This window comes from Streptomyces luteolifulvus (assembly GCF_008806595.1).
GTDB lineage: Bacteria > Actinomycetota > Actinomycetes > Streptomycetales > Streptomycetaceae > Streptomyces > Streptomyces luteolifulvus.
In genome coordinates this window covers 377,099-402,854 of record NZ_VZRB01000004.1, presented here as the reverse complement: position 1 = coordinate 402,854, position 25,756 = coordinate 377,099, and the positions used below count along the sequence as shown (strand labels likewise).

At 69.9% G+C, this 25,756-nt stretch carries 24 protein-coding genes and 1 pseudogene; 14 read left to right on the top strand and 11 right to left on the bottom strand.

Annotated elements, in window-relative coordinates:
• The first annotated feature begins 691 nt into the window (after window positions 1–691).
• The 4 genes from F7R91_RS08835 to F7R91_RS08815 all read left to right on the top strand — a co-directional run bounded on the left by F7R91_RS08835 (window position 692) and on the right by F7R91_RS08815 (window position 4,018).
• On the top strand, window positions 692–1,975 hold the full coding sequence (locus F7R91_RS08835) for an acyltransferase family protein (protein ID WP_150946210.1): 1,284 nt from the start codon (window positions 692–694) through the stop codon (window positions 1,973–1,975).
• A 300-nt stretch (window positions 1,976–2,275) separates the two neighbouring features.
• Entirely contained in the window at window positions 2,276–2,500 is a 225-nt protein-coding gene (locus F7R91_RS08825) for a twin-arginine translocase TatA/TatE family subunit (RefSeq protein WP_150946208.1), read from the top strand.
• A 192-nt stretch (window positions 2,501–2,692) separates the two neighbouring features.
• Window positions 2,693–3,079 carry a BlaI/MecI/CopY family transcriptional regulator gene (locus tag F7R91_RS08820; protein WP_150946206.1) on the top strand — a complete coding sequence of 129 codons (387 nt, stop codon included), beginning with the start codon at window positions 2,693–2,695 and terminating at the stop codon, window positions 3,077–3,079.
• Window positions 3,080–3,085: 6 nt separating this feature from the next.
• Complete coding sequence (locus F7R91_RS08815; RefSeq protein ID WP_150946204.1) at window positions 3,086–4,018, top strand: M56 family metallopeptidase; 933 nt, start codon at window positions 3,086–3,088, stop codon at window positions 4,016–4,018.
• Window positions 4,019–4,091: 73 nt separating this feature from the next.
• Here the strand turns inward: F7R91_RS08815 and F7R91_RS08810 are convergent, their stop codons facing one another.
• Together F7R91_RS08810 and F7R91_RS08805 are read right to left on the bottom strand one after the other, a co-directional pair.
• Window positions 4,092–4,547, bottom strand: coding sequence for a tellurite resistance TerB family protein (locus tag F7R91_RS08810; RefSeq protein WP_150946202.1), 456 nt, complete (start codon window positions 4,545–4,547; stop codon window positions 4,092–4,094).
• A 237-nt stretch (window positions 4,548–4,784) separates the two neighbouring features.
• Window positions 4,785–5,771, bottom strand: a complete 987-nt coding sequence (locus tag F7R91_RS08805; protein ID WP_150946200.1) for a sporulation protein — start codon at window positions 5,769–5,771, stop codon at window positions 4,785–4,787.
• Between the two features lie 398 nt (window positions 5,772–6,169).
• On the opposite strand from F7R91_RS08805, the gene F7R91_RS08800 reads away from it, so the two are divergent.
• Both F7R91_RS08800 and F7R91_RS08795 read left to right on the top strand, forming a co-directional pair.
• Window positions 6,170–7,504 (top strand): hemolysin family protein, encoded by a 1,335-nt coding sequence (locus tag F7R91_RS08800; protein ID WP_150946198.1) that lies wholly within the window; start codon window positions 6,170–6,172, stop codon window positions 7,502–7,504.
• Window positions 7,501–8,523, top strand: coding sequence for a hemolysin family protein (locus tag F7R91_RS08795; RefSeq protein ID WP_150946196.1), 1,023 nt, complete (start codon window positions 7,501–7,503; stop codon window positions 8,521–8,523). Before F7R91_RS08800 ends, F7R91_RS08795 begins: the two co-directional genes overlap by 4 nt.
• 210 nt (window positions 8,524–8,733) lie before the next feature.
• Here the strand turns inward: F7R91_RS08795 and F7R91_RS08790 are convergent, their stop codons facing one another.
• Both F7R91_RS08790 and F7R91_RS08785 read right to left on the bottom strand, forming a co-directional pair.
• Complete coding sequence (locus F7R91_RS08790) at window positions 8,734–8,931, bottom strand: DinB family protein (RefSeq protein ID WP_225320575.1); 198 nt, start codon at window positions 8,929–8,931, stop codon at window positions 8,734–8,736.
• A gap of 935 nt (window positions 8,932–9,866) precedes the next feature.
• Complete coding sequence (locus tag F7R91_RS08785; RefSeq protein WP_225320574.1) at window positions 9,867–11,234, bottom strand: YibE/F family protein; 1,368 nt, start codon at window positions 11,232–11,234, stop codon at window positions 9,867–9,869.
• Window positions 11,235–12,197: 963 nt separating this feature from the next.
• Between F7R91_RS08785 and F7R91_RS08780 the strand changes: the two genes are divergently transcribed.
• The 4 genes from F7R91_RS08780 to F7R91_RS41935 all read left to right on the top strand — a co-directional run bounded on the left by F7R91_RS08780 (window position 12,198) and on the right by F7R91_RS41935 (window position 16,002).
• Complete coding sequence (locus F7R91_RS08780; RefSeq protein ID WP_191971408.1) at window positions 12,198–12,755, top strand: TetR/AcrR family transcriptional regulator; 558 nt, start codon at window positions 12,198–12,200, stop codon at window positions 12,753–12,755.
• Window positions 12,752–13,645 carry an aldo/keto reductase gene (locus tag F7R91_RS08775; RefSeq protein WP_150946192.1) on the top strand — a complete coding sequence of 298 codons (894 nt, stop codon included), beginning with the start codon at window positions 12,752–12,754 and terminating at the stop codon, window positions 13,643–13,645. The genes F7R91_RS08780 and F7R91_RS08775 overlap by 4 nt, the downstream gene beginning before the upstream one ends.
• Window positions 13,646–13,703: 58 nt before the next feature.
• Entirely contained in the window at window positions 13,704–14,723 is a 1,020-nt protein-coding gene (locus F7R91_RS08770; RefSeq protein ID WP_150946191.1) for an NADPH:quinone reductase, read from the top strand.
• A 1,117-nt stretch (window positions 14,724–15,840) separates the two neighbouring features.
• Window positions 15,841–16,002: a DUF7144 family membrane protein gene (locus F7R91_RS41935; protein WP_191971407.1), complete on the top strand. Its 162-nt coding sequence runs from the start codon at window positions 15,841–15,843 to the stop codon at window positions 16,000–16,002.
• Window positions 16,003–16,050: 48 nt separating this feature from the next.
• Here the strand turns inward: F7R91_RS41935 and F7R91_RS08765 are convergent, their stop codons facing one another.
• Both F7R91_RS08765 and F7R91_RS08760 read right to left on the bottom strand, forming a co-directional pair.
• A complete protein-coding gene (locus F7R91_RS08765; RefSeq protein ID WP_150946287.1) occupies window positions 16,051–17,667 on the bottom strand; it encodes an MFS transporter in 1,617 nt (538 codons plus the stop codon).
• Window positions 17,668–18,307: 640 nt separating this feature from the next.
• Window positions 18,308–19,138: a helix-turn-helix transcriptional regulator gene (locus tag F7R91_RS08760; RefSeq protein WP_150946189.1), complete on the bottom strand. Its 831-nt coding sequence runs from the start codon at window positions 19,136–19,138 to the stop codon at window positions 18,308–18,310.
• Window positions 19,139–19,241: 103 nt separating this feature from the next.
• Here F7R91_RS08760 and F7R91_RS08755 point away from each other — a divergent pair, with 103 nt between their 5' ends.
• The 4 genes from F7R91_RS08755 to F7R91_RS08740 all read left to right on the top strand — a co-directional run bounded on the left by F7R91_RS08755 (window position 19,242) and on the right by F7R91_RS08740 (window position 22,675).
• Window positions 19,242–20,087, top strand: coding sequence for an NAD(P)-dependent oxidoreductase (locus tag F7R91_RS08755; RefSeq protein WP_150946187.1), 846 nt, complete (start codon window positions 19,242–19,244; stop codon window positions 20,085–20,087).
• Window positions 20,088–20,132: 45 nt separating this feature from the next.
• Complete coding sequence (locus F7R91_RS08750) at window positions 20,133–20,567, top strand: nuclear transport factor 2 family protein (protein ID WP_150946185.1); 435 nt, start codon at window positions 20,133–20,135, stop codon at window positions 20,565–20,567.
• Window positions 20,564–21,490 (top strand): alpha/beta hydrolase, encoded by a 927-nt coding sequence (locus F7R91_RS08745; RefSeq protein ID WP_150946183.1) that lies wholly within the window; start codon window positions 20,564–20,566, stop codon window positions 21,488–21,490. Before F7R91_RS08750 ends, F7R91_RS08745 begins: the two co-directional genes overlap by 4 nt.
• Window positions 21,491–21,631: 141 nt before the next feature.
• Window positions 21,632–22,675 carry an SDR family oxidoreductase gene (locus tag F7R91_RS08740; RefSeq protein ID WP_150946182.1) on the top strand — a complete coding sequence of 348 codons (1,044 nt, stop codon included), beginning with the start codon at window positions 21,632–21,634 and terminating at the stop codon, window positions 22,673–22,675.
• Between the two features lie 84 nt (window positions 22,676–22,759).
• Here F7R91_RS08740 and F7R91_RS08735 read toward each other — a convergent pair.
• The 5 genes and pseudogenes from F7R91_RS08735 to F7R91_RS08715 form a co-directional block, all read right to left on the bottom strand.
• Window positions 22,760–23,057: pseudogene (locus F7R91_RS08735) on the bottom strand (PIN domain nuclease).
• Window positions 23,054–23,296, bottom strand: a complete 243-nt coding sequence (locus F7R91_RS08730; RefSeq protein ID WP_150946285.1) for a type II toxin-antitoxin system VapB family antitoxin — start codon at window positions 23,294–23,296, stop codon at window positions 23,054–23,056. The pseudogene F7R91_RS08735 and the gene F7R91_RS08730 overlap by 4 nt, the downstream one beginning before the upstream one ends.
• Window positions 23,297–23,314: 18 nt before the next feature.
• Complete coding sequence (locus tag F7R91_RS08725) at window positions 23,315–24,079, bottom strand: TIGR03943 family putative permease subunit (protein ID WP_150946180.1); 765 nt, start codon at window positions 24,077–24,079, stop codon at window positions 23,315–23,317.
• Window positions 24,076–25,095, bottom strand: a complete 1,020-nt coding sequence (locus tag F7R91_RS08720) for a permease (RefSeq protein ID WP_150946178.1) — start codon at window positions 25,093–25,095, stop codon at window positions 24,076–24,078. Before F7R91_RS08720 ends, F7R91_RS08725 begins: the two co-directional genes overlap by 4 nt.
• Before the next feature lie 153 nt (window positions 25,096–25,248).
• On the bottom strand, window positions 25,249–25,683 hold the full coding sequence (locus F7R91_RS08715) for a nuclear transport factor 2 family protein (RefSeq protein ID WP_150946175.1): 435 nt from the start codon (window positions 25,681–25,683) through the stop codon (window positions 25,249–25,251).
• Window positions 25,684–25,756 lie beyond the last annotated feature (73 nt).

Genomic DNA, 25,756 nt, shown 5'->3' with positions numbered 1-25,756 from the left:
ACGAACACCTTCAGCGTCCCCGAACGGCATCAGCCCACGTCAGGGCAGACAGAAGCATGTCCGGCGCGCGCCACGGCATTTACCACGCCCCCGGCGCGCACCGAAGGTGCGCTGAGTCGCTGACCTGACCCTATGAGGGCGGGGGCTCCCCCAGAACGATTGTTCCCTGAACGAGCCGGGAGGGGGAGCCCCCGCCCTCATGGGTGCGGTTTTGCCGTGTTCGGCACGTGGGTCAGAAGGTGGCGCAGCGGCTTTCGGGTGCCTGTGTTGGCCCCGGGGCCAAGTCACTACTACGTCCGTATTATCCATTTATGGGTGCTTCGAAATGCCTTGCCGGGTGAACCGCACGTCAGGACGGCTGTTGGCCCCTGAAACGGCCCGAACAGGAAGCGGTCCGACGGGTGTGCCCTGCGCGCTTCAGATGCCCGAGGGACCGTTCGGTCTCGCCACTGCACACGGCCGCGAGGCGGCCGTGAGAGTTGCGTCTGACCAGGATTGCCTGCGCCACGGCTGCCGAATCCTCCGGACGATTCCTGGCGTGTGAGGGGACGTTCCGAAAGTCGACTGGCGACGTCGATCGCGGGAGCACCTCGCGCACCGCCGCCAGCGCCGGTGGTCGGACAGTGGCGCCGATCGTGTGGGGAACACGAGAAACTGTGTGATCTCTGTTGCGCCTGGGCAGACGCCGCCGATGAGCACTCCCCATCAGAGCACGGTAGACGAGGCCGCGGAGCAGAGCCTGGACGTGCGAGCGGCCCTGCCACTCGTCCCCTCACCGGCGGAACGGCCCAGAGGCAACGGGCGGGGCTTTTCGTCGGCACTGCGTGGTGGTGGGCGGGTGGCGGGGCTGGACGGACTGCGGACGGTCGCGGTGGTGTTGGTGATCGTGTATCACGTGGAGCCGGAACTGGTGCCCGGAGGCTCAGTGGCCGTTGACGTCTTCTTCACGATCAGCGGTTTCGTCATCACCCGGCTGCTGGTCGCCGAGTACGCCCGTACCGGTCGCATCGGCCTGTGGTCGTTCTACCGGCGGCGGTGGCTGCGGCTGGTGCCGGCCATGCTGGCGATGTGCGCGGTCACCGCCTTGCTGTCCGTGGCGCTCCCGCTGCCGCTGTTCGACGGGGCGTGGGTGGCGGCGGCGCTGGCGGCGGCGTCGGTGGTCAATCTCGTACGGGCCGGGGAGCCCGGGCCGTACTCGGACCTCACCGCGCCGCTCAGTCACACATGGTCACTGGGCGTGGAGGAGCAGTTCTATCTGGCCTGGCCGCTCCTGCTGCTGGTGCTGCTCCGGCACGCGACGGCTCGGACGGTGCTGGGCTGGGTCGCGGCGCTGTGCATCCTGCCGGTGCTCTGGCGGATGGTGCTCTGGGAGCCCACGGCGGCGCACCGCATCTACAACGGCCCCGACACCCGCGCCGACCAGCTCCTCGTCGGCGCTCTGCTGGCCGTCGTGCTGGCCCGACTGCGCGCCGCCGACCCCCGGCTGGCGCTGCTGTGCCGATGGGCGGGACGGCTCTGCTGGCCCGCGCTCGCGCTGCTGGGGCTGGTCGCCTGGCAGATCCCGATCACCGAACCGAGCGGGTGGAACCCCGTGTGGTACACGGTCGGATTCCTGGCCGCCGCCGTTCTGTCGGCCGGGGTCGTGGCCGCGCAGGACCTGTGCCCGCAGTCGTGGACCTCCCGTCTGCTGTCGGTGCCCGCCCTGGCGTGGGTCGGACGCAACCTCAGCTACGGGATGTACTTGTGGCACTACCCAGTCGTCCGGCTGCTCTTCGACCTCGGCGTGGACGGCGGATGGCTGCTCCCCACCGGCGCCGCGGCGACGGTCGCGGCGGCCCTCGCCTCGTACGTCTTCGTCGAACGGCCCCTGCTGCGACGCGACCGGTTCCGGGTGCGAAGGCTGGAGCCGGCTCGCTGCGGCGCGTTCACCAGCCCGGTGACCAGCGAGTCTCCACGCCCAGCAGAGCCGCGTTGACCAGGATCACTGCGAAGACGGTGGGGGCGAACCAGCGGGCCTCAGTGGGGGCGCGGCAGCGGCGGGATGGTTCCCGGCGAGCAGACGGGGCTGCCAGAGCTGCCGTAGGGCCGGGGTGGTCCAGCATCCTGCTGTCTGTGCTCCTTCGCATGGTGCATCGGCACCTCCCGGCGACGAGGCTGGAAGGGGGCTTGTTGAGCGATCACGTTCCAGGAGAGACTTCTACAGCACTGTAGATGGCGATGTGTGGTCGGTCCGTCAAATCGGCGGCTCGTCCGCCACTGGGAGAGAGCAGACCTGATGTTCGGCTTGAGTGAACTGGCCCTGATCCTCGTCGTTGTCATCGTGGTCCTCGGCATCAAGAAGCTGCCCGAGCTGACGCGTTCGGCGGGTAAAGCGGCCCGGATCTTCAAGAGCGAGGCCAAGGCTCTGAAAGAGCAGGACTCCCCTGATGCGCCGTCTGGGTCGGGACGAGTCGTCTCAGGCGCGGCCGCCGAGCGCGACGAGCCGTCCTCTCGTTCCTGAATGTGCCGGGGGACCGTCGCCCGTGCTCACGTCTCGGAACGGCGTGCCGCTCTTGGCTGTTCCGTAACGCTGGCCAGCCCCGTGTGTGGGGAGGGGAGGACTGCACGCTGCCGCTGTCAGCGGAGCGGTGCCGGAGGTCTTTACGATGGACCGCCTGTGAACCACAGGGCAGTGGAAGGGAGACAGGGTGTGATGAACCAGCGGCAGCGTCCTCGGCGCCGGGGACAGGGCGAGTTGGAGGGGCTGGTTCTGTCGGCCCTGCGGGAGGCGGACGGTCCGGCGAGTGCGGGCTGGGTGCAGGAGCGGCTCGGCGGGGACCTCGCCTACACCACCGTGATCACCATCCTGACGCGGCTGCTGGCCAAGGGTGCGGTGACGCGCGAGCGTGCCGGCCGGTCCTTCGCCTGGACCCCGGTGTCCGACCAGGCGGGGCTCGCCGCGCACAAGATGCGCAAGCTGCTGGACGGCGAGAGCGACCGGGAAGCGGTGCTGGCCAGCTTCGTCACCTCACTCGAGCCGGGCGACGAACGCCTCTTGCGGGAAGTGCTGAGTCGGGCGAAGGCCGAAGGGGAAGACTGAAGCCTCATGGGGGTGTTCGTCTTTCTTCCGCTGGTCCTGCCGCTCACGGCGTGGCCGATCGCCCGCCTGGCCGAGCAGCATCTGCATCCCCGCACCGCCACGCGGCTGCTGACCGGGCTGGCCGGTGCCATGGCGACGTGCAGCTCTGTGTGCCTGGGGCTGCTGATGGTGGTGGGGACAGCCCAGTTGCCCGGGAACCCGCTGCCCGACGGATGGTCGGACCCGGAGGTGCGTGCGGCGGTGCCGTACGACGAGGTCGCCGGGCGGGCGGCCGTACCCGCCCTGCTTGTAGTGGTCGCTGCGTGCGGAGGAACCCTGTGGCGCCACTGGCGGATGCGCCGCCGGGCCCACCGGGCGCTGGCCGGCCTGCCGGGGACCGAGGTGGCGGTGCTGCCCGACGAAGCTCCCTACGCGTACGCGCTGCCCGGGAAGGCTCGTGACCGGATCGTGGTGACGACGGCGCTGTTGTCCTGCCTCGAACCTGCCGAGCGGCGCGCCCTGTTCGCCCACGAACGCGCGCACCTCACCGCCCGCCACCACCGCTTCCTGCTCGCCGTACGGCTGGCCGCGCACGCCAATCCGTTCCTGTATCCGCTGCGCACCGCGGTGTCTTATACGACGGAGCGGTGGGCGGACGAGGAAGCAGCCGAGCTGGTCGGAAGGCGACGCACCGTGGCGCGCGCGATCGGCAAAGCGGCATTGGTCTCCCGCGGCACTCCGGTGCCCACGCTCGCGGAATTCGCCGCGCCCGGGCCCGTGCCGCGCCGAGTGGCCGCGCTCCTCGCCCCCGCACCCGCGGCGCGCTACTGGCCGTCCGTATTCACCGCAGTGGGGGCGGCGGCTTGGACGGCGGCCGCCGGTACGGCTGTATCGGCCATGTCGTCCGCGAACTCCGCCCTGACGCTCGCCGTGATCCTGCACGCGGCGACCCCTCTCTAGGAAGCGCCCGAGCCGGGCAGCACGTCGGGCCGGTGCCTCTGCAGGACCGGCCCGGCGTACGTGCCGCGCTCGATCAGAGGTCGAACTCGTGGGGCGGCAGGTCGAGGGTGAAGCACGCCTCGCGGACTACCGCCTGCTCGGTCTTGTCGAAGTCGCCGTCGGCGCCGCCGATGACGATGCCGATCTGGATGACGGCACGCGCCTCGGCGGGCTTCTTCTTCGCCTTGGCGATCTCCTGCAGCACGCCGACCTTGCCGAAGGCGAAGTCGGCGGTGAGCTTGTTGAGGTTGTCGTCGAAGCGCCGTTGCAGGTCCGTGGCGTCGAAGTTCTGCAGTACCTCGTTGGTGGCGATGAGTTGCGCCACACGCTGACGCTCGGAGGGGTCGATGGTGCCGTCGGCGGCGGCGACCAGCGCGCACATCGCCATGCTCGCGTCGCGGAATGCACCGCTCTTGAGGTCGTTCTTCTTCGCCACGAGCTGGGTCTGCATCGTCGACGCGGACTCCTTGATGCGGTCCCACAGGGCCATGAGAACTCCATACGTTCGAGTTGAAGGCCCGGTCCGCCCCAGCGGCGGGCCGGCATCCCATCAATATCTACAGCAACGTAGAAACTAGCGGCCCGGCGGATAAGTTCCGGCCGGTTCATGATCTTCACCCCGAGAGCAGGGCTTCGACCGACCGGGGGCCGCGATCGCCTCCAATGAGTCGCCGACCAGTTCCTGCAGACGATCAGCGCCTGACCGTCGTCGGGCTCGACCGGCTGCTCAGCCCTCGTCCTCCTCGTCGCCCTCGAAAAAGTCACCGATCTCGTCGACGACCTCGGCCGCGACCATCCCTCCGACGACACCCACCGCCAGGCCCGCCGCCCCGGCGGCGACCGCGGTGCCGATGCCGGGGCCGGAGCAGTGGCCGTCGTGGTGGTGGTCGTCGTAGCCGTGGCCGTGGTGCCCTTCGTGCCCGTACGAGGCGTGGGAGCCGTACGACGCCCGGTGCTCGACCAGCTGCCGGATCCAGCCGTCGACTTCGGTGTTCCAGTCGCGCGAGTCGTGGTGTCCGACGGTGAAGCGGGTGATCATGTCTTGTCCCTCGGAGAACAGGCCACCGCGCTTGTCGGCCTCCAGGACCACCTCCATACCGCCGGGGTCGGTGAGGAAGGTCACCTCGATCTCGTTGACCTGGTGCGCGTACTGCGGCGCCGGGGTCAGCTCGATCTCCTGGTAGAACGGCAGTTGCTGCCCGGTACCACCGATGCGACCGTATTCCAGGTCGGCAGTCCTGAAGCCGAAGCCGAGCTGCCCGAGGGCCTCCAGTACGGCCTCCTGGACGGGCAGCGGAGCCACAGTGAGCTGGTCCAGGTCGCCCTTGCCCTTCGCGCCGGCCACCGACAGCTCGGTCCGCACTCCGAGTACGACGCCCAGGCCCTGCCCGTACAGCTCGGTGATCGGGGTCTCCCACGGCAGCGTCACACTGAACGGCACGCTGCATTCCTCGCCCTCGGCCAGCCGGAAGCCGCCACCGACGAGGAACCGGTCGAAGGCGACGACACCCTCGCTCTCGCCCTCCTCGTGCTCGGCCTCGACGCGCGCCATCAGTTCCAGGGCGATGTGCTCGATGTCGAAGTCGGCACTGCCACCCTTGAGATGGACCTGACCGGTGAGCGCGCCGCCGGGGCGGGTCGCGCCCGGATCGAGGACCGTGTCGACGGTGGGCCCGCCCACGCCGAGCGAACCAAGCAGTCGTTTGAACACCATCGCGGCGTTCACTCCTTTTCGTGCGTCCGTCTTGTCGGGCGGTGCCGTCGCCGCTCGTCGGGTGCGGCACGCGGAACAACCGGGAAGGCCCGGGCGTTCTCTACAGGCGAGTAGAAGCATAGGGTTGCCCGGCCCGTCGGAGGCGGCGGCGCGGCCCCCAGCGCGGGAAAGTCCGAAAACTGTCGCAACCTGGCGGTCGTCAAGGGCTTGACCGGCTCGCTTTTCTTGCCCTTTACCATTACCTGAGGGCTGCTGATGGCCCCGAACGCAGCAGGGCCCTCGCGGCCCTCCGAACCACGAAGGAGCCACGGTCCCGCAATGGGTGAGCCTCCCAGTACCAGCCGTGCCACACCCCGTCGTCCGCGACATGCGGCCACTGACGGATCGGGGGTGGCACGGTGACCGAGGTCCTGCTGCTCCTGCTGGCCCTCCTGCTCACACTGGCCTGCGCGGTGTTCGTCGCGGCCGAGTTCTCCCTGACCACCGTCGAGCGCGGCGACCTGGAGCGGGCCGCGGAGGCGGGTGAGCACGGCGCCGAGGGCGCGCTGAAGGCCGTACGCCGGCTGACCGTCCAGCTGTCCGGCGCCCAGCTCGGCATCACCGTCACCTCGCTGGTGATCGGCATGCTTGCCGAGCCGTCCCTCGCGGCGCTCCTCGAAGGCCCGCTGCAGTCCGTCGGCCTGGGCGGTGCCGCCTCGTCGGTGGCGACCGTGCTGGGCGTGGCAGTCTCCACCGTGGTGCTGATGGTGGTGGGCGAGCTGGTCCCGAAGAACTGGGCGATCTCCCGCCCGCTGGCCGTCGCCAAGGTGGTCGCCGGTCCCCAGCGCGGGTTCACCGCCGCCTTCGGCCCCTTCATCCGGCACCTGAACAACACCGCGAACCGGTTCGTACGCCGCTTCGGTCTGGAGCCCGCCGAGGAGCTGGCCTCCGCGCGCAGCCCTGAGGAGCTGATCGCGCTGGCCCGGCACTCGGCCGCCGAGGGCGCCCTGGAGGCGGACTCCGCCGAACTCTTCGTGCGCACCCTGCACCTGAGCGAGCTCACGGCCGAGAACGTGATGACCCCGCGCGTCGACGTGAAGGCCCTCGAAGCGCACGCGACCGCCGCCGACGCCGCGAACCTCACCCACGCCACCGGCCTGTCCCGCTTCCCTGTCTACCGCGACAGCCTGGACGAGGTCATCGGCTCCGTCCACATCCGCGACGTCCTCGCCCTGGAACCGGCCATACGGACGGTCACACCGGTCACCGAGCTGGCCACCGAGCCCCTCCTGGTGCCCGACAGCCTCACCGCCGACCGGCTGCTCGAGCGGCTGCGGGCCACCCGCACCATGGCCGTCGTCATCGACGAGTACGGCGGCACGGCGGGAGTGGCGACGATGGAGGACATCGTCGAGGAGGTCGTCGGCGAGGTCCGCGACGAGCACGACCCCGTCGAGGTCCCCGACCTGCTCCCCGCCCCCGCCACAGCGGAGGGCCGCTCGGTGTGGGAGGCGGACGGCGGCGTCCGCCTCGACCAGCTCACCGGCATAGGACTGACTGCGCCCGAGGGCCCGTACGAGACCGTGGCCGGACTCATCGCCACCCGCCTCGCCCGCATTCCCGCCAAGGGGGACTCCGTCGGCCTCGACGGCTGGCAACTGGATGTCCTGGAGGTCGAGCACCACCGCGCCGACCGGATCCGCATCACCGAACCGGCCCCGGTGCCGGTCCAGGCGGGGGAGGAGCCCCGATGACCGTCCTGCAGCTCGCCATCGGCGCCCTGACGCTGCTGACCAACGCCTTCTTCGTGGGCGGCGAGTTCGCCCTGATCTCGGTGCGCCGAAGCCAGATCGAACCGCGCGCCGAGGAGGGTAACAAGCGAGCCCGGATGACCTTGTGGGGCCTGCAGCACATCTCGGCGATGCTGGCCACCGCCCAGCTCGGCATCACCGTCTCCTCGCTGGTGCTGGGCGCGGTCGCCGAACCAGCCATCGCGCACCTGCTGGAACCCGGCTTCGAGGTGGCCCACATCCCGCACGGCCTGGTGCACCCGATCGCGTTCGTCATCGCGCTCACCGTGGCGACGTACCTGCACATGCTGATCGGCGAGATGGTCCCGAAGAACATCGCCCTGGCCGCGCCGGTCCCCACCGCGCTGCTGCTCGGCCCGCCTCTGGTGGCCCTCACCCGGGCGCTCCGTCCGGTCGTCTTCGGCATCAACGCCTTCGCCAACACGCTGCTGAAGCTGCTGCGCGTCGAACCCAAGAACGAGATCGAGTCCGTCTTCACCGACGACCAGCTCGCCCGCATGGTCGTCGACTCCAGAGAGGCCGGCCTGCTCAGCCCGGCCGACGGCGAACGGCTGCGCGACGCGCTGGAACTGGGCACCCGCCCAGTGGGCGAGATCCTCGTCCCTGCGCAGAAGATGCGCACCGTCGGCCACACGATCACCCCTGCCGAGCTGGAGCGGACCGCGGCCGCCGCGGGTTACTCCCGCTTCCCCGTCACCGGCTCCAACGGCACCTTGCTGGGCTACCTGCACATCAAGGACACACTCGGCGTCACCGACCGCGACCAGCCGTTCCCGCGTACTGCCCTGCACCCCATCACCGGGGTCCGCATCGACACGCCGCTGGACGACGCCCTGACCGCTCTGCGAGCCGACGGCAGCCACTTGGCCGCGGTGACCGGCGAGACGGGCGCGGTCCTCGGGTTCGTGACCATGGAGGACGTCCTGTCCGAGCTGGTAGGCCCGGCGCCGGCCACCGCCTGACCTTGGGGGCCGTCTCCACAGGCGCCGTGTCCGACCGCAGCAGGATGTCCGTGGAGGGGAGACGCGGGCGCGCCCGCCGAGCTCATCGGTCGGCAACCTGTACGTCGACGTTCTGGCCTGCTGGGACGACCACGGAGGCTCCGACCCGTGTACCGGGTCGGGGCCTCTGCGCGCCCCTGCACCGGCCCGCCGACGGTGCCTTCCGGCTCGTCAGGGCTTGCGGCCGATGAAAGCAAGCAAGCGAGACGGGACGTCGGCACTCTCCGGCACCTCGACCCGCGGTTGGTACTGCCCGCTCGCACGGAGAACGTCGTCGAGCGGCAGCATCCCGTCGAGCAACTGGGCACATTTGGCGGGATCGAGGTGTTCGTCCTGGCCGGTGGCCCGTGCCAGGTCCCAGGTGTGCATGAAGACTGCTGGTGTCGCGGCGCGATGGATGGCTCCGACGGTTCGCTCGCGGCGCCGCAGGTCCGGGCACCAACGCCCTGGTCCACATCCCGTTCGCCTGGACCGCCTGAGCAGTCACCACGCCGCCCGCCCCGTGGCCAGGCCACGGGGCGGGCGGCCCCTCCAGGAAGGCACTCTCCATGGATCGCATCGCACCCGGACACCATCTGTATGCAGGCCCCGACGGAAGCTGGCGGCTCAGAAGCCGGACGGGCGCTTCACCCGGATCCGCGGTCCGCACGAACTGCTCACTCAGCCCAGTGGCTCGCTTACGGGGTCGAGGGGGGACCGGTCGATCCCGCCCTGGAGAGCGAGCACGGTCAGGCCCTGCTCGCGGCACTCCACGAGCGCGGCACACTGACCACCGCTCAGGAGCGGCTGGCCTCGGGCACCTTGAGCGTTCATATCGAGAGCGACAACCCGGTCGCCCACGCGGTCGCCGCGCTGCTGCCGTCCGGAACGTGCATCGCCACCAGTCCGGTTGACGAGGACGCCGTGCAGGCCGCCGATGCTGTGATCTGGTGCGCCGGATGGCTACCCGACGCGCACTGGCAGCGGGTTGACGCGGTGCGCGCTGAACTCGACGACCTGGCACCGCTGCCGTGCCGAAGGGCTGCGCTTCGTCCTCGGCCCCATGTCCGTTCCCGGGCGGACCGTCTCGTACGCCGACACCCGTGGTCGTCTGTTCGCCGCCGCCGACTTGCCCGACGAACCGGCCGCGCACTGGGCCTATCTGGACGGGGACACCCTGCCGCCGGTGCCGTGGCCCGGAACCGCTGCGACGGCCGTCCTGGCAGGGCTGCTGGTGGAGGATGTGCTGCGCCGGCAGGAGGCCGGCACACCGGCCGGTCATGACGTGCAACTCGTGCCCGAGGCCCACCTCGAAGAGATCGCTTTCAACGCTTCCGTCGACGCCCGCCCCGGCTCGCAGCCGCTCCGGCAGCCGCAGCCGGGCCCGCTGTCGCCGTTTCCGTCTGTTGACGGCGCCGGTCCGCCGAGACCACCAGAGCCGCAAGGGCCGTGGTGATCGGTACCGAGGCGACCAGGCCGATCGATCCGACCAGCGTGCGGACGATCTCCTCGGCGACCAGCTCGCTGTTGGCGACCGTGCCCACGCCGCTCTGCGCTATGGAGAAGAGCAGCAGCAGAGGCAGGGCGGCACCGGCGTACGCGAGGACGAGGGTGTTGACCACGGAGGCGATGTGGTCGCGGCCGATGCGGATAGCTGCCCGGTACAGCCCGCGCCAGCCCATCGACGGATTTGCCTCGTGCAGCTCCCAGACCGCCGAGGTCTGCGTCACCGTGACGTCGTCCAGGACACCGAGCGAACCGATGATGACGCCGGCCAGCAGCAGACCACTCATGTCGATCGACGGATACAGGCCGTGGATCAGCCCGGTGTTGTCGTCCGTGTCGCCGGTGAGCGCGGCCCAGCCGATGAACTGCGAGCCGAGGATTCCGATCAGCAGGAGCGAGGCCAGCGTGCCGAGCACCGCCACCGACGTCCGGGCCGACAGGCCGTGGCACATGTACAGGGCGATCAGCATGATGGCGCTCGACCCGACCACCGCCACGAGTAGGGGATTCGCACCCTGCAAGATCGCCGGCAAAATGAAGAAGTTCAGCACCATGAAGCTGATGGCCAGCGCGACCAGCGCCATCACCCCGCGCAGCCGACCCACGACCACGACGGCGAGCGCGAAGATACCGGCCAGCAGGCCCATCGGGAATCGGCGGTTCACATCGGCGACCGAGTACTGAAGGTCCTTGGGCGCGGAGGGCTCGTAGGCGACCACGACCCTCTCGCCCTCGTGCAGCTGGCGTGACTGGTCGGGCTGCACGATCTCGGTGAACGTACGGCCCTTGTCCTTGCCGGTGTCGACGCGGATCGTGGCCGTCTTGCAGGTGCCGTTCGCCTCCTGCACCGCTGAGTTTCCCTCGGCTGTCGAGGTGTCGCCGGTGGGGGTCTCGCCGGAGGCGTTCACCGAGCTGCAGCTCACCTCGACGAGTTTGGTGACCGTGGCCTGCTGCCTCTGCTGGTCGAAGCCGACACCTGTGCGCTTGTGCGGCGGCCCCCCACTCGGCCACAGCACCACGAGCCCCACCACTACCGCGGCGGTGAAGGGGATCAAGACCGCCGCGATGACCTTGCGCAGGTGCCGGGAGACCGGCGCGGCAGGCCCGTGGCCGTGGGTGTGCGTGTGTCCGTGACCGCCGGCGCCCGCTCGGGGGCCGTGGTCGGGGCCATGTCCGGTGCCAGTCACTGGGGCGTCCCCGTTGCCCGTCCTGGGGGCGTGCCCCCGGCGTACGGGCAGAGAGGGGACACGGCCGGCGCCGGTATCGGGGCCGTAGTCAGGGTGGGGTGCTGCCTCGGGAGGACCTGCGTAGCCATGGCCGTACTCGCTCGTACGGTCACCCCTGGCTCGGGGCTGGTTGCCAACCCCGTTCCAGTCTCCGGTGCTCTGCCGGTCAGCGGCTCCCATACCGTCTCCCTCGCGGTTGTCCGTGTCCCCCTCCCGAGCCGGGCATGCGCGGCGGCTCCGAGGAAGGGTACGGGAACGGCTGGGTCGGGTCTCAGTCGATCATTGCGAGAACATCGGGGACCCCCCCTCGGCTCACCGTGCCTGGATCATGGAACGCGGTTCCTTCTTCGATGCGCTGGAGGTGGCGGAGGTGTGGGGCCGTGGCGCCACCTATGCCCCGAGCACCGTGCCACCCGAACCTCATCGCCCGGGTCAGCGTTCGGCCGTCGTCGAGAGCTTCAACGCCTCTGCATCGACGCGGCCGTCAAGCGGCTGGCCGCCGACGGCTTCCCGGCCGCCGACGGGCTCCTCGCCGCCTGGCCGGTATGCCGTCACGGCCGCGGGCGCTCGGCCTGCGGCAGCTGTGCGACCGCACAGTGACGACGAGATGGGCGACGGCGAGGACGGGCAGGCGCGGGCCATACCGCGTACAGCGGTCCGGCTCGGAGCCACTACCTATGACTCCCGGTTCGACCGTCTTCGGCGGAGCGGATCGCCGCCGCCGCGGAACGGGATCCGGAGAGCGCGACAGCCGAGCCCACGCGCACCGACTGGCTGCCTTCCGTCTGACGAACCCATCGCGAACAGGCCCAGGCCGTCACGACCGGGCCTGTTCGTACGCGACTCACCCACTACAAAAGGAACAGCCATTCTGTTAGTGTGAGCCTCTGCAAGCAGAACACATATTCTTTTTGTGGGGGTGTGGTGCCGCGGCTCACCGACGCGCGCAAGGAACTCCGGCGTACCCAGATCGCCGAGGCCGCCGTACGCTGCTTCGGCCGCAACGGCCTGGAGCGGACCTCGATCGCCGACATCACCGCCGAGTCCGGCCTCTCGGCCGGCTCGATCTATGCGCACTACCGCAACAAGGCCGACCTGGTTCGGGCCGCCGCCCGCGAGGTGCTTGCCAGACGCGCCGACGTCCTCGGCGAGTACGCCGCGGGCGACGCCCCGCCCGGCCCTGACGAACTGCTCTCCCGCCTGATCGCCGCGATCGACCCGGCCGAGGCCCGGGTCGGCGTGCAGACCTGGGGTGAGGCGACCACCGACCCGGCCATCCGCGACATCGTGGTCGACATGACTGACCGGATGCGCGCGATGCTGCACGACTGCGTCATGGCGTGGCTGGTCAAGGTCGAGCACCACGAACCGGCCGAGGCCCGGGAGCGCGCCACTCCGATCGCCCACCGGGTCATGGCGCTCTACCAGGCCGAACTGCTGTACACCGCCTTGCGATCACCGACCGAGGAGACAGCGTCATGACCACCGCGACCGCTTCGTTAGCCGCCCGCACCGTTTTCCGGATCGGCTACGGCGCCTTGCAGCTCGAGCGCCTGCACGACCGCCGCGGCGACGCCGTCGCGCTGTTGCGCCGCGCGGTCGAGCTGGGCGTCGACCACGTGGACACCGCCGAGTTCTACGGCTTCGGGTTCGCCAACGACGTGATCCGCGAGGCACTGCGCCCCGAGGACGACGTCCTGGTCGTCACGAAGGTCGGCGCTGACCCCGACCCCGGCGGGCACCTGCCGCTGCGTCTGGCACAGCGGCCCGAGCAACTGCGCGCCAGCGTCGAGGACAACCTGCGCAGCCTGAGCATCGACCGGCTCGCGGTCGTCAACCTCCGCCGCCTGGACACCGGCCCCGGGCTGCGTCCCGAGGGCGACCAGGTCGTCGACCTCGACGACCAGCTCGCGGTGATGACCGCCCTGCGTGACGAGGGCAAGATCGGCGCGATCGGCCTGAGCAGCGTCACCCTCGATGGCCTGCGCCGCGCCCTGCCGGCAGGCGTCGTCTGCGTGCAGAACGCGTACAGTCTCGTCTCCCGCGACGACGAGGACATGCTGCAGCTGTGCGAGGCCGAGGGCATCGCCTGGGTGCCGTTCTTCCCGCTCGGCGGGGCCTTCCCGGGCCTGCCCAAAGCGGCCGACGAGCCGGCCGTGCACGCCGTGGCCGTGTCCCTGGGCGTCACGCCCTCCCAGGTCGGCCTCGCCTGGCTGCTGCACCGTGCCCCGAACGTGCTGCTCATCCCTGGCACCGCCGACGCCGCCCACCTGGAGGCCAACATGGCGGCCGGCGCGATCACCTTCGACGCCGCGACCCTCGCCACCCTCGATGCCATCGAGTCCCGCTCCAACGAGGTCCCCATCGGCTGACCGGAACCCACACGACCCGGGCCGCGACCACACCTGCAAGGACCCCTGAGGACGGATCATGAAGGCCATCATTTACCGCGACAACGGCGCCCCCGACGTTCTTCAGCTCGTCGACCGTGACCTGCCCGCCCCCGGCCCCGGCGAGGTTCGCGTCCGGGTCGCCGTGTCCGGGGTCAACCCGACCGACGGGCAGGCCCGCTCCGGCGTCGGCCACCCCAAGCACTTCTCCGAGGTCACCCCGCACCTCGACGGCGCCGGCACGATCGACGCCGTCGGTGAGGGGATCGATCAGAGCCGGGTCGGTCAGCGGGTCTGGCTGTTCATGGCCGCCGCCGGGCGGCCCACCGGCACCGCAGCCGAGTTCACCGTCGTGCCCGCCGATCGGGCCGTGCCGCTGCCCGACCAGGCCGGGTTCGACGTCGGCGCCTCACTCGGCGTCCCCGCGCTCACCGCGCACCGCGCGCTCACCGTCGCCGAGGGCGGGCCGCGCCGTCTGCAGCCCGGGGCACTTGACGGCAGGGTGGTGCTCGCCGCAGGCGGGGCCGGGGCGGTAGGGCACGCGGTGATCCAGCTCGCCCGATGGGCCGGTGCCACCGTGATCAGCACGATCAGCGGCCCGGAGAAAGCACGGCTGGCCACCGCCGCCGGGGCCCACCACGTGATCAACTATCGCGAGGGCGACCCGGGCGCCGAGATTCGCAAGATCGCCCCGGATGGCGTCGACATCGTCGCCGAGGTGGCGCTCGGCGCCAACCTCGCACTGGACCTGGACGTGCTGCGGACGCGCGGCACGATCGCGACCTACGCCAACGACGGTGGCAAGCCGGTCGAACTGGACGTGCTGCAGAACATGGTGCTGAACACACGCCTCCAGTTCCTGGTGCTCTACACGGCCGGTCCGGAGGCACGCGCCGCGGCCGCCCAGGACGTCGCCGCCGCCGTCCGCGGCGGCGCCCTGCCGGTCGGCGAGGAGCACGGCCTGCCGCTGATCCGCTTCCCCCTCGACCGTACCGCCGACGCGCACCGAGCGGTGGAGAGCGGCGCGGTCGGCAAGGTACTGGTGGACGTCACATCATGACGTCCAGTCGGCTACCGGGCGAACGCCGCGGCCGTCCCGGGGACCGGCCGGGGCGGCCAGGTGGTCTGCGGCAGGGTGTACGGGCGCCATCACGCCGACTCGTGTCCGGCCCGCGCGGCCACCATGATCTCCATCGGTGGCGTAGGGGAGTGGCTCCCTCCCGACGCAGAAAGGCGAAGAAAAGAAATCCGCTGAAAACGGGTTCGAAGCCCTCCTCCGAGCCGGCGCTGTCGCCCGAAAGTCCGGTGTCCATGGCGCTCCGGGGCGAGGTCGGGACGCAAGGATAGGAACAGATCGACAAAGACGGAGGCACGGCGACCCGACACACCCCGTCTGACCAGCAAAAACGTCACGAACGGACCCTGATCGGCAAGGGCCGCCAAGATCTCCAAGGGACTCATAATCCGTCGGCCGTGGGTTCGAACCACCCGCCCCACCGTGCAGGTCCCTGACCTGCGGAAACGTCTCAGCGGGCGGGCGGCTCATCGGGGTGGACGCCGGCACGGCGAGGCCGAGCACCTCATCCACCACCCGATCTTCGAACTCGGCTTTCCACCCGGCCGGATTGCCCGCACCCACGTGATCCGCACCGACGAACGCCGGGCACCGCTGCCTCCCTCGCCCAGCCCGACGCCGGCGCGGCCGAGTCGGCATGGCGGCAACTGACCGCTCTCGCCAGGCCGGACGCGGGACTTCGCTGTCGCACCTGGTGCTCCTGGCATCAGCCGTCGGGGTCGCGGTTTCGGCCCCTCGGCGTCCGTGAAGGTCCAGCGCGACGGCACGGTATTGCGCCCCCGCTTCATCTTCTTGTCCCCGTCTCAGGGTCTGCTCAACTCAGGATCCAGCGGCGGCGGATCACTTCGCGGTCCTGCCGAATGAGCTCTCGGCGCACACTCGCGGGGAGGTCATCCCAGCTGGTGGCAGTCTCGGCCTGGAGGGTGCTGCCTGGATGCCCGAAGGTGCAGCCGCACCCGCGGGATGGGGAGCCCCGGCCCTCATAGGGTCAGCTCAGCCGGACGGCATCACGAGATCTCCGTCAGGACCGAAGCCAGACGGGGCGGCGGCTGCCGCGGCACGGCGGAGCGGCGAGTCTGAAGTCGCGATCACGAGATTGGTCATGACTCTCGGCGGTATCGCCCAGTTCCCGGGCGCCACCCGGGCCGGGGTCGTCGGCGTGGGGCTGGCCATGCTCGCGAGTTTCCTTGGGATCCCCTACGCGCCGTTCTGGGCCGTCCTCCTGATCGCGATCAACGGCTTCGTGATGTGTGCTCCGTTCTAAGTTCCCCGGAGCTGAAGCAACGACGCCTCGGTTCCAGCCGTCCCACGGCTATGGCTCCGTCGAACGGGGCTGGGCCTTCGGGATCCGAGAGGTGAAGTACATCGCGATGAGAGCGGTGAAGGCGAGGACGGCGAGTGCGGCGCGCAGACCGTCGATCCTGGCGTCGGCGTTCGCGTCGAGTGCCGCTTGAGTCACCTCCGTGCTCGTGCCTGCTTCGTCCAGGGCGGACTTGAGCTGGGTGTCCGACAAGAACGGTACGCCGCTTTGCAGTTCGACAGTTGCCTGGCTCTTGACCTCGGCCGGGATCGCCGGATTCTGGTCCACGCTGGTGAGGAATGACGTCGTCAGCGCGGCGATCATGATCGACCCGGCGAGCGCCGTACCGATCGAGGCGCCGAGGTTGGTCACGGCGTTCTGGACGCCGCCGACTTCTGCGCTTTGCGCTTCAGGCACTGCGGACACGGTGACCGACCCGAGCTGGGACGCCAGCGCGCCCATGCCGAGCCCGATCGACAGGAGGGGGATGGTGACGATTTCCGCGCCGGCGTCCGCGTCGAGCGCGGCCATCAGGACCACCGCGCCTGCGAGCAACGCGAGGATCCCGAGCCGCACCACCCGCCGCGGCGAGACGTCCGGGAAGAAGCGGGGGATCAGGACGGCGGCCGCCAGCAGCGTCACTGAGAGCGGCAGGATGCGGGCGCCGGTCATGAGCGCGGACAGGCCCAGGGCGACCGACAGATAGAGCGGTACGACGAAGAACACGCCCATTTGAACGAGGTACTGGAAGAAGAACATCGTCAGTCCGCCGGTGAGCTGCTTGTTGTGCAGCATGCCCGGGTCGATGAGCGGCTCCCTGTGCCGCTCCACCATGCGGGCCTCCCAGCGGAGGAAGAGCCAGACCAGAAGCAGACCGGCCAGCATCAGCCACACGACCAGCGAAACCCCGAGCCACGAGGGCGCGTCGGGCTTCGGCTGGAACCAGCCCCATTCGTCCGAACGGAGCACGCCGTAGACGAAGATCCCGAGCCCGAGCGCGGACAGCACGGTACCGAGGAGATCGATGCGAGGGCGTTCGCCGATCGGTGCGTCAGCGATGCGGCCGGTGAGCACCAGGATGCCGAGCACCATCACGACCTCACCGGCGAAGACCCACCGCCAGGAGAAGTAGGTCGTCGCGAGACCCCCGATGAGCGGTCCGACCGCGATCGCCACGGCCCCTGCGGCCGCGACGAGCCCGTAGGCGGCGGGACGGCGTTCAGCGGCGAAGTTGCTTGCCACGAGCGCCACGATCGCGGGCAGGATGAGGGCCGCCCCAATCCCCTCGAGGAACGACCAGCCGAGCAGCAGCACGGGCAGATTCGGCGCGAGCGCCGTGGTGAGGGAGCCGCAGCCGTAGATGGCGCAGCCGATCATAAACGCGCGTTTGCGGCCGATCAGCGCCCCTACCTTGCCGCCGGGGATCATGAACATCGCCATCACGAGGGTGTAGGCCGTGATCGCGCCTTGGATCCCTGTCACCGTAGTGCCCACGTCTTCGGCCACCGTCGCGATCGAGACGTTCATGACCGAGCTGTCCAGCGCCATCAGGAACTGACCGGCCGCGAGGGCCAGAAGGACGATTCGCGCCGTTGCCGAAACCTCAGCAGTGTCCGCTCTGGGTGCCATGCGCGAATCGTCCCAGCTACCCCGGAGGGCGATCCTCGACCCGCTACGGACGTCAATCGGTTGGCGGATTGAGGTCGGCGGAGTCACTGTGGGCGGGAGTCGTCATGGGGCGAGAGGAGCAGCCTCATACGCTGCGGAAGATGTGCTTGTTGTCGTCGACGCACGCCGGCAGAGCGCGAACGCTCCCCATCGCATCGGGGCTGGCCCCATTCAGGACACGTCGGCGAGGTGACGGACGATCATCCGGCGAGGATCTGCTTCGGCCAGTCACCAGGTGCGGGACCCGTGGGTAGGGCAGCCCGGCAGCACGTCTGCACTCCGAGCAGCCACCACGCTGCCCGACGCACGGGGATTGAGCTCGACTTTTCAAGGCGGGCTCGTTTGCCCTCTGGCTGCCCTCGGTTGGACGTCGTGACCGAGCGACGCTGGTCGCTGAGCGGTGTGCATCGTGAAGTTGCTGGTCGCGGGCGGGATGGCTCCCGTCAAGATCGTCGGTCATCGGGCGACTTCGCGGTTCGTCAGTACCACAGCAGCAGGTCCCCCGATCTCGGTCAGGGGTGCGTCGCGGTGGACCACGCGGGTCTCTCGGTGCGAGCGTGACGAAGGCCGGGAGTGTGAGTATTGGCCGACGGATTGTCGGCTATCCGGTGAGTGCCTGGGTCCCTATGACGGCGAGGAGCGCGAGGCGTTCGGCGTCCTGGCTGCCGGGTTCGGCTGTGTAGATCATGATGCGCAGGTCGTTGCCGGCGACGACGAGTACGTCGCAGTCCAGCGTGAGAGCGCCGACGTGGGGGTGGTCGATGGTTTTGCGGGCGGACTCGTGCCGGCCGACGGTACCGGATTCCCAGAGGTCATCGAACTCGGCGCTTTTGGCGCGTAGTTGGGAGACGAGGTGCTGCAGTCTCTGATCGGCCGGGTAGCGGCCTGCTGTTCTGCGCAGGTCGGCGACCTGCGCGGCACGCAGTGCGCTCCGGGATTCGGGAGTGTGACGTACGCGGGTGCCGGTGCCGAGGAAGCTGCGCCACACGGCGTTGAGGTCGTTGCCGTGCCATTCCCCCATCAGCGCCGTGTACAGGGGGTTGGCGAGCAGTTGGGTCCATGCGGCGTCGAAGACCACGACGGGTGTGCCGGCGAGCCGGTCCAGCATCCGCTGGATGCTGGGCGTGATGTACGCCGGGACCTTCTCCGGACCCGGGGGAACGAGACCGGCGAGTTGGAAGAGATGGGCGCGCCCGTCGCTGGTGAGCCGCAGGGCCCGGGCGAGGGCTTCGACGACCTGCGGGGAGGGGCTGGTGGCCCGGCCCTGTTCGAGGCGGGTGACGTAGTCGACGGAGATACCGGCCAGCTGGGCCAGCTCTTCGCGCCGCAGCCCCGCGGCGCGCCGGTGGCCGCCTGCGGGAAGGCCTGCCGTCTCGGGGGAGACCTGGTCACGCCAGCGCCGCAGGGCTGCGCCGAGTTCCGTCGTTGCCATACCGGACAGTCTGGCTCATGTGCCACAAGGCGCGCCTGGTACTGACAGTCCTATGAAGACGGGTCTACTGCCTGTTCCTGTGCTCTGTGCCCATCGTGGAGACATGACAGCGACAGGAACATCTGCCGCCCCCGCAGTGGGCTGGATCGGACTGGGCGACCAGGGCCTGCCCATGGCGAGGGCCATCGCCGAATCCGGGTTCCCCCTGCACGCCTGGGCCCGACGGCCCGTTTCCCTGGACGGGCTGAGCGGTGTGCCGCACATCCGCCACAACGGCATCACGGACCTGGCCGCCGAGAGCGACATCGTCGCCCTGTGCGTCGGCACGGACGACGACGTTCTGCGGGTGGCCGAGCAGTTGCTGGACGGGCTGCGTCCGGGGGCGGTCGTCGTCAATCACGGTACGGGCCTGCCCAGCGCCGCCGTGCGGCTCACCGAGGTGTGCGCCACGGCCGGCGTCGGGGTCTTGGATGCCCCGGTCAGCGGCGGCCGGCCGGCCGCTGAAGAGCACCGGCTGACCACCATGGTCGGCGGACCGCTGCCGGTGGCCGAGCGGTGCGAGAAGGTCTTCGCCTCCTTCTCCCGCCACGTCGTCCACCTCGGCCCTGCAGGGGCCGGGCAGACGGCGAAGCTGTTCAACAACGCGCTGCTGATGCTGAACCAGGCCGCCATCGTGGACATCGTCGACCTGGCCACCCAGCTGAAGCTGAACGTGCCTCAGCTGGTCGATGTGCTGAAAAGGGGCAGCGCCTCCAGTGCCGCCCTGACCCTGCTGAACACCATGGTCACCCCCGACACCGTCGAGCACCTCTCCGCCGTCGAGGCGCTGGACATGGAGCTGTTCGACCAGGCCATGAGCGAGGCGGGCATCGCCTGCGCCGCTGTCACCGCACGGGGACTCACCGGCGCTCGCGGGCTGCCCGGCCTCTTGGGCCGGCTCAACCCCTGAAGTTCCTCTTCATCCCACCCGTCGGCAACGGATAAAAGGGCCGCCATGAGCGCAGAAGAAGTCGCGCAGCCGGTGCTGCGTGAGCGGCAGAGCCGGGATCGCGGCTGGTACGAGGAGATGGCGGCCTGCTTCACCGAGGACTCGGTCGTAAAGATGAGCCGGTTCTCCGGCAGCGGCGCCGGCTTCGTCCGGGCGACCCGGGACATGGCCGACCGCGGCGACCTTGCGGTCCACCACCCGGGCCCGCCGACCGTGGGCATCGATCAGGACCGCGCGCCAATGGAGCTGCCGTTGGTCATCGAGCGGCGTATCGATGTCGACGGGGTCGAGGCCGACATTGCCTCCGCCTGCCGCTCGCAGTACCGGGCCCAGCACGGCGCTGACGGGGTGTGGCGCATCGTGCGGATCACCATGACCTGGCTCCACGAGAGCCGCACCCCGGCCACCACGGCCGGCGGCCGAGAGGACCGATTCGTATGAGCAGGGAACAGCGCGTCCGGGTCGACACGATGCTGAGGCAGCCCCGGCCCCGGGGCCCGCAGTCGGTCGAGGCGTTCAGAGGCCGATTCAAGTCGACGATGGCTCAGATGATCGTGCCGGGCGGCCTCCGCACCACGCAAACGACGCTCGGCGACCGACCCGCACTGCACGTCGCGCCGGACAACAACCCGCGCCGCGGGACGATCCTGTACTTCCACGGCGGCGGCTGGGTGGCCGGCTCCCCGGAGACCGCGCTGGCGATGACGGGACATCTCGTGGCCAAAACCGGGTTCACGTCGTACTCGCTGGACTACCGGCTTGCCCCCGAGCACCCCTTCCCGGCCGCGATCGACGACGCGCTGAGCGCCTACCGCGCCCTCCTCGACAGCGGGCAGGACCCTTCGGCCATCGCGTTCGCCGGGGACTCCTCCGGCGGCGCCCTCACCGTCACCACCTGCCTCGCCGCCCGCGACGCAGGGCTCCCGCTGCCCGCCGCGATCGTGGCCTTCTCGCCCTCCCTGGACGCTACTGGGTCGGGCGAGAGCATGGACACCAAGGCGGGTATCGACCCGATCTTCACCCGCGAGTACCTCAAGGAAACCATCGCGCCCCTGTACCTCGCGGGTCAGGACCCACGCCAGCCCATGGTGAGCCCGGCCCTGTCCGCCGACCCGACCGGCTTCCCACCGATGCTTCTCCAAGCGGGCACGAACGAGGTCCTCCTGGACGACTCGACCCGCATGGCCGCCCGCGCCCGCACCGCCGGCGTGAGTGTGATCCTCGACATCACCGCCGACGTGCCGCACGTGTTCCAGTCCTTCGCCGGCGTTCTCGACGAGGCCGACGAGGCACTGGAGCGGGCAGCCCTCTTCCTTACCCAGCATGTCCGCAGCATCGAACCGGCGGCCGTGTCAGCGCGGTAAGGCCCGCAGTCGCCCGGCCCTCCAGCGGGCGGGCTCCGGTCCGGGCTGCTTGATGGTCCGAACAGTTGTCAATGGCCCAGTGAGCTGGGCGAGCAAGGAAGGAAGACAGATGGTCACCACACCGCCCCCAGAGGTGCAGTCATGACCGCGTCGCAGCCTCGCGTCCTCGTCACCGGCGGGTCCGGCTTCATCGCCGGACACTGCATTCTCCAGCTGCTGGAGCAGGGATACCGGGTGCGCACGACCGTGCGCACCCTCGGGCGCGAGTCCGAGGTCCGGACGCAGCTCAGCGACGCCGGGATGGTGAACGGCGGCGCGTTGAGTTTCGCGGCAGCGGACCTCACGAGTGACGCAGGGTGGGCCGATGCCGTCGCCGGGTGCGACTTTGTTCTGCATGTGGCCTCTCCCGTGCACGTGGAGCATGTCGAGAACGAGGACGAGGTCATCGTTCCGGCGCGTGAAGGCACTCTGCGCGTGCTGCGTGCAGCACGCGATGCCGGTGTCGAACGGGTTGTCCTCACCTCCGCGTTCCATGCGGTCGCCTACGGGTACCCGCGCACCGACCACCAGTTCACCGAGGAGGACTGGAGCGTCCTCGACGGGCCAGGTGCCACCGCGTACACCAAGAGCAAGACGCTCTCCGAGCGCGCCGCGTGGGATTTCATCGACGCCGAGGGCGGTTCGACGGAACTCGCCACGATCCTTCCCGTCGCAGTCATGGGACCCGTGATGGGCAGGGCAATCTCCGGATCGAACCACCTCATTCAGCGAAGCCTCGACGGGGCGATGCCTGGCTATCCCGATCTGTGGATCCCGATCGTCGACGTACGCGATGTGGCAAGCGCGCACCTGCTGGCCATGACCACCCCTGAAGCTGCTGGTCAGCGCTTCCTCACCGCCAGCGGACCAGCGATCTCGATGAAGCAGATCGGCGCCGTCCTCAGAGCCAACCTCGGTGACGCAGCCAAGCACGTCCCGGCCCGGTCCATCCCCAATGCCGTCGTACGCCTGGTTTCCCTCTTCAGCAAGGAGCTCCGTCCGATCGTGCCCGACCTCGGCTTCGCCAGGAAGATGACCAGCGCAAAAGCCCACCGCGTGCTGGGATGGCAGCCCCGCAACAGTCCAGAGGCCGCCATCCTCGCAACTGCCGAGAGCCTGATCAGGAAAGAACTCGTGAAAGCGTGACCTGGCGTCACTTCGCCAGGAGACCGCCGGCCACCGACCACCGACTGCCTCGACTCGCTGGACGAGACGCTGGCTCGCGGAGTTCTACTGCCTGAGGTCGATCATGCGGACCGGCTGCCCTGTCGTACGGGCGATGGCTTCGAAGTCGCGGTCGCAGTGGAGCAGCGTGAGCCCCGCCTCCTCGGCGGCGGCGGCCACAAGAAGATCGACCAGGCCTGCGCTGCGGTGCTCCCCCTTTGCGGTCGGTTGTTCCTGGACGATGCGGGAGCGGCGGTAGACGTACGAGGCCGGCGCCGATCCTGTCGTCCCATTCGGCTGTGTTCTGGCGGAACAGGACGCGGGCGAGTGCAGAGGTGTCAATGAGGTGGTCGGCGACGGTCACTCATCCACTCCACCGTCGCGGACGTCGTCTGCCGCGCTCGTGGGCCGGTACTTGCTCTTGTCCAGGAGGAGGTCCATGTCCAGCGCGCCGTCGGCCGCCAGGGTGCGGGCTTCGTCGAGCGCGCGCAGACGCCGGTAGCGGGCCGTGACTTCCCGCAGGGCGGTGTTGACGGTGTCGCGCTTGGTGGTGGTGCCGAGTTCCTTGGCCGCTTCTTCCAGCGCCTCGTCGTCGAGGTCGATGACGCGCCTTGGCCGCCGTCAGGAGGGGGCGAGGGGAAGCGCGTCGGTGTATCCGTTCGCCGGGCGCGCGACTTTCCTGACGGCACGGGCGTCCAGCGCGACCTGCGCGGACCTGGTGCCGAGCGTGCCGCCCGTGTGCCAGGTGCCCGTGACCGTCACCCAAGTGTCGGCGGGCGGCGCTGTGACCCCGTGGATCCGCACCTTCACGGACTGGGCGTCCGCCGCACAGCACGAGAGCATGATCCGGGTCAGGTCCCAGCCGTCGCCGCCCTCGGCCGGTGTGACGAACCCGGTCATCAGGAGCGTACGGCCGTCGATGGCCCGGGAACGGTCCTGCTGCACCCGGCGGGTGAAGTCGCGGAGGGTGATCGGCAGCGGCGAGGCAGTGGGCAGCGGGTCGAAGTCCTCCTGCTTCTGCTCCGTGACGGCCTTGGCCGGTTCGCGGGAGGCGGTGTACGCGCCGAGGGCGGGCGGGGCGTAGAAGAGCAGGCTCAGCGCGGGCAGGAACAGCAGCCAGGCGACCTTGGGCACCCCGGAGTGGTCGTGGACGTGGCCGTCACCGTCGTGACCGTGACCATCACCGTGCCCCTCGTGCCCGTCATGGCGTGTGCGCCACGACCACGCCTCCGCCGCGCCCAGCACGAGCAGCAGCACGCCCGACCCGATGAGCAGCGGCCGCATGCCCTGCTTGACGTAGCGCAGATACAGGTCCGTGAAGAGCGAGCCGTGGAGCAGACCGAGGCCGCTGAGGACGAGCAGGGTCACCTGGAGCGGCCGTTTCACAGCAGCATCCCTCCGATCAGCGTGCTGCACAGGATCGCGACGACCGTCGTGGCCGCGGAGAAACGGGCTGCGAAGGCCCGCCCGAACGTGCCCGCCTGAAGAGCGATCAGCTTCAGGTCGACCATCGGGCCGACCACCATGAACGTCAGCCGGGCGAGCGGCGAGAAGCCGGTGAGCGAGGCGGCGACGAAGGCATCGGCCTCGGAGCACACCGCGAGCAGGATGGCGAGAGCGGCCAGGAAGAGCACGGACAGCCAGGGCGAGCCGGAGAAGGTGTCGAGCACGGAGCGCGGGACGGCCACGTTGAAGGTGGCCGCCGCCATGGCGCCGACGACCAGGAAGCCGCCCGCGTGCAGGAAGTCGTGCTGGAAGCCCTGCCGGAACTCCGTCCAGCGGCTGTGCCCCGGCCGGTGCCCGGTGTGCCGTACGGCAGGCTTGAGCCACTGTTCACGGCCCAGGAAGAGCCACAGCCAGCCCATCACGGCGGCGGTGGCGAGGGAGGCGAGCAGCCGGGCCAGCACCATGGCGGGGCTGCCGGGGAAGGCGATGGCGGTCGCGGTCAGCACCACCGGGTTGACGGCCGGGGCGGACAGCAGGAAGGCGAAGGCGGCGGCCGGGGTGACGCCCCGGCCGATCAGGCTGTTCGCGACCGGAACCGACGCGCACTCGCAGCCGGGCAGTACGACTCCGGCGGCCGAGGCCACCGGGACGGCGAGCGCAGGCCTTCGGGGCAGGACACGACTGAACACCCGCGCCGGCACGAACGCGTTGATCGCGCCGGACAGGGCCGTACCGAGCAGCAGAAAGGGCATCGCCTGCATGACGATGGCGAGACACACGGTCCGCCAGGCGCGCAAGGCCGGTTCGTCCCCCCACCGCCCGAGGGTGAAGAGCGCCAGGCCCGGCAGGGCGGCAGCGGCCAGCAGCAGAAGCGGCCAGTAGCGGGGCCAGCCGCGTACGGGGACGTCGTCGCCCGCCGAGGCGTCGGCGACCGCGACCTCAGCTGTCGTCTGCACACCAGCTCCACATGTCGGATGTCCGGTTCAAGATAGCGGGCCCCGGAATCCCGCCTCGTACCGCCTGGGGGGGGTGCCGGGACTGTGCATGATTCGGCCGACCCGATCCCGCCGTGGTCAGGTGGCTCGGCCGGACTCTGAAGAGTGTCGTCGTCAGCGGGTGCCCGCCTCGGCGCGCGCGTAGAACGCGGTGAGCTCGTGAGGGTTCTTGGTGTAGACGTCGATCTTGCGCACCGTGCCGTTCTCGACCTGGTGGATCTCGACCATGGTCAGAGGGAACTCCTCACCGGTGGTGTGGGCCGTGAGTGTTCCCGTGAGCGTTCCGATGACGCCGGCCGGGCCCTCGAACACCTCGGCATCGGTGATGGCGATGTTGGCGTAGCCCGTCATCGCGCCCAGGATCGACTGCACGAACACCTCGCGGCCCTGGTGCACGCCGCCGTAGGGGAGCTGGATCGGCTCGTCGACGATCACCTCGGGGCTGAGCTTGGCCAGGACACCCGGCACGTCGCCCTTGCTCAACGCGTCATACAGGCCTCGCACGACATCCGCGGGGCTCTCCGTCACCGTCTCGGTCTGGTCGCTCATCTTGTGTGCCCTTTCATCTTGTTCAGGTACTCAAGCCCTCATCCGGAACTCGGTACGGGAAAGGTCGGCCGGC

What these genes read in the sequence shown, in the direction of transcription:
- F7R91_RS08835 (WP_150946210.1), top strand. Translation starts at nt 692, where the DNA reads ATGAGCACTCCCCATCAGAGCACGGTAGACGAGGCCGCGGAGCAGAGC.
- F7R91_RS08825 (WP_150946208.1), top strand. Translation starts at nt 2,276, where the DNA reads ATGTTCGGCTTGAGTGAACTGGCCCTGATCCTCGTCGTTGTCATCGTG.
- F7R91_RS08820 (WP_150946206.1), top strand. Translation starts at nt 2,693, where the DNA reads ATGAACCAGCGGCAGCGTCCTCGGCGCCGGGGACAGGGCGAGTTGGAG.
- F7R91_RS08815 (WP_150946204.1), top strand. Translation starts at nt 3,086, where the DNA reads ATGGGGGTGTTCGTCTTTCTTCCGCTGGTCCTGCCGCTCACGGCGTGG.
- F7R91_RS08810 (WP_150946202.1), bottom strand. Translation starts at nt 4,547, where the DNA reads ATGGCCCTGTGGGACCGCATCAAGGAGTCCGCGTCGACGATGCAGACC.
- F7R91_RS08805 (WP_150946200.1), bottom strand. Translation starts at nt 5,771, where the DNA reads ATGGTGTTCAAACGACTGCTTGGTTCGCTCGGCGTGGGCGGGCCCACC.
- F7R91_RS08795 (WP_150946196.1), top strand. Translation starts at nt 7,501, where the DNA reads ATGACCGTCCTGCAGCTCGCCATCGGCGCCCTGACGCTGCTGACCAAC.
- F7R91_RS08790 (WP_225320575.1), bottom strand. Translation starts at nt 8,931, where the DNA reads ATGCACACCTGGGACCTGGCACGGGCCACCGGCCAGGACGAACACCTC.
- F7R91_RS08775 (WP_150946192.1), top strand. Translation starts at nt 12,752, where the DNA reads ATGACCACCGCGACCGCTTCGTTAGCCGCCCGCACCGTTTTCCGGATC.
- F7R91_RS08770 (WP_150946191.1), top strand. Translation starts at nt 13,704, where the DNA reads ATGAAGGCCATCATTTACCGCGACAACGGCGCCCCCGACGTTCTTCAG.
- F7R91_RS41935 (WP_191971407.1), top strand. Translation starts at nt 15,841, where the DNA reads ATGACTCTCGGCGGTATCGCCCAGTTCCCGGGCGCCACCCGGGCCGGG.
- F7R91_RS08765 (WP_150946287.1), bottom strand. Translation starts at nt 17,667, where the DNA reads ATGGCACCCAGAGCGGACACTGCTGAGGTTTCGGCAACGGCGCGAATC.
- F7R91_RS08760 (WP_150946189.1), bottom strand. Translation starts at nt 19,138, where the DNA reads ATGGCAACGACGGAACTCGGCGCAGCCCTGCGGCGCTGGCGTGACCAG.
- F7R91_RS08755 (WP_150946187.1), top strand. Translation starts at nt 19,242, where the DNA reads ATGACAGCGACAGGAACATCTGCCGCCCCCGCAGTGGGCTGGATCGGA.
- F7R91_RS08750 (WP_150946185.1), top strand. Translation starts at nt 20,133, where the DNA reads ATGAGCGCAGAAGAAGTCGCGCAGCCGGTGCTGCGTGAGCGGCAGAGC.
- F7R91_RS08745 (WP_150946183.1), top strand. Translation starts at nt 20,564, where the DNA reads ATGAGCAGGGAACAGCGCGTCCGGGTCGACACGATGCTGAGGCAGCCC.
- F7R91_RS08740 (WP_150946182.1), top strand. Translation starts at nt 21,632, where the DNA reads ATGACCGCGTCGCAGCCTCGCGTCCTCGTCACCGGCGGGTCCGGCTTC.
- F7R91_RS08715 (WP_150946175.1), bottom strand. Translation starts at nt 25,683, where the DNA reads ATGAGCGACCAGACCGAGACGGTGACGGAGAGCCCCGCGGATGTCGTG.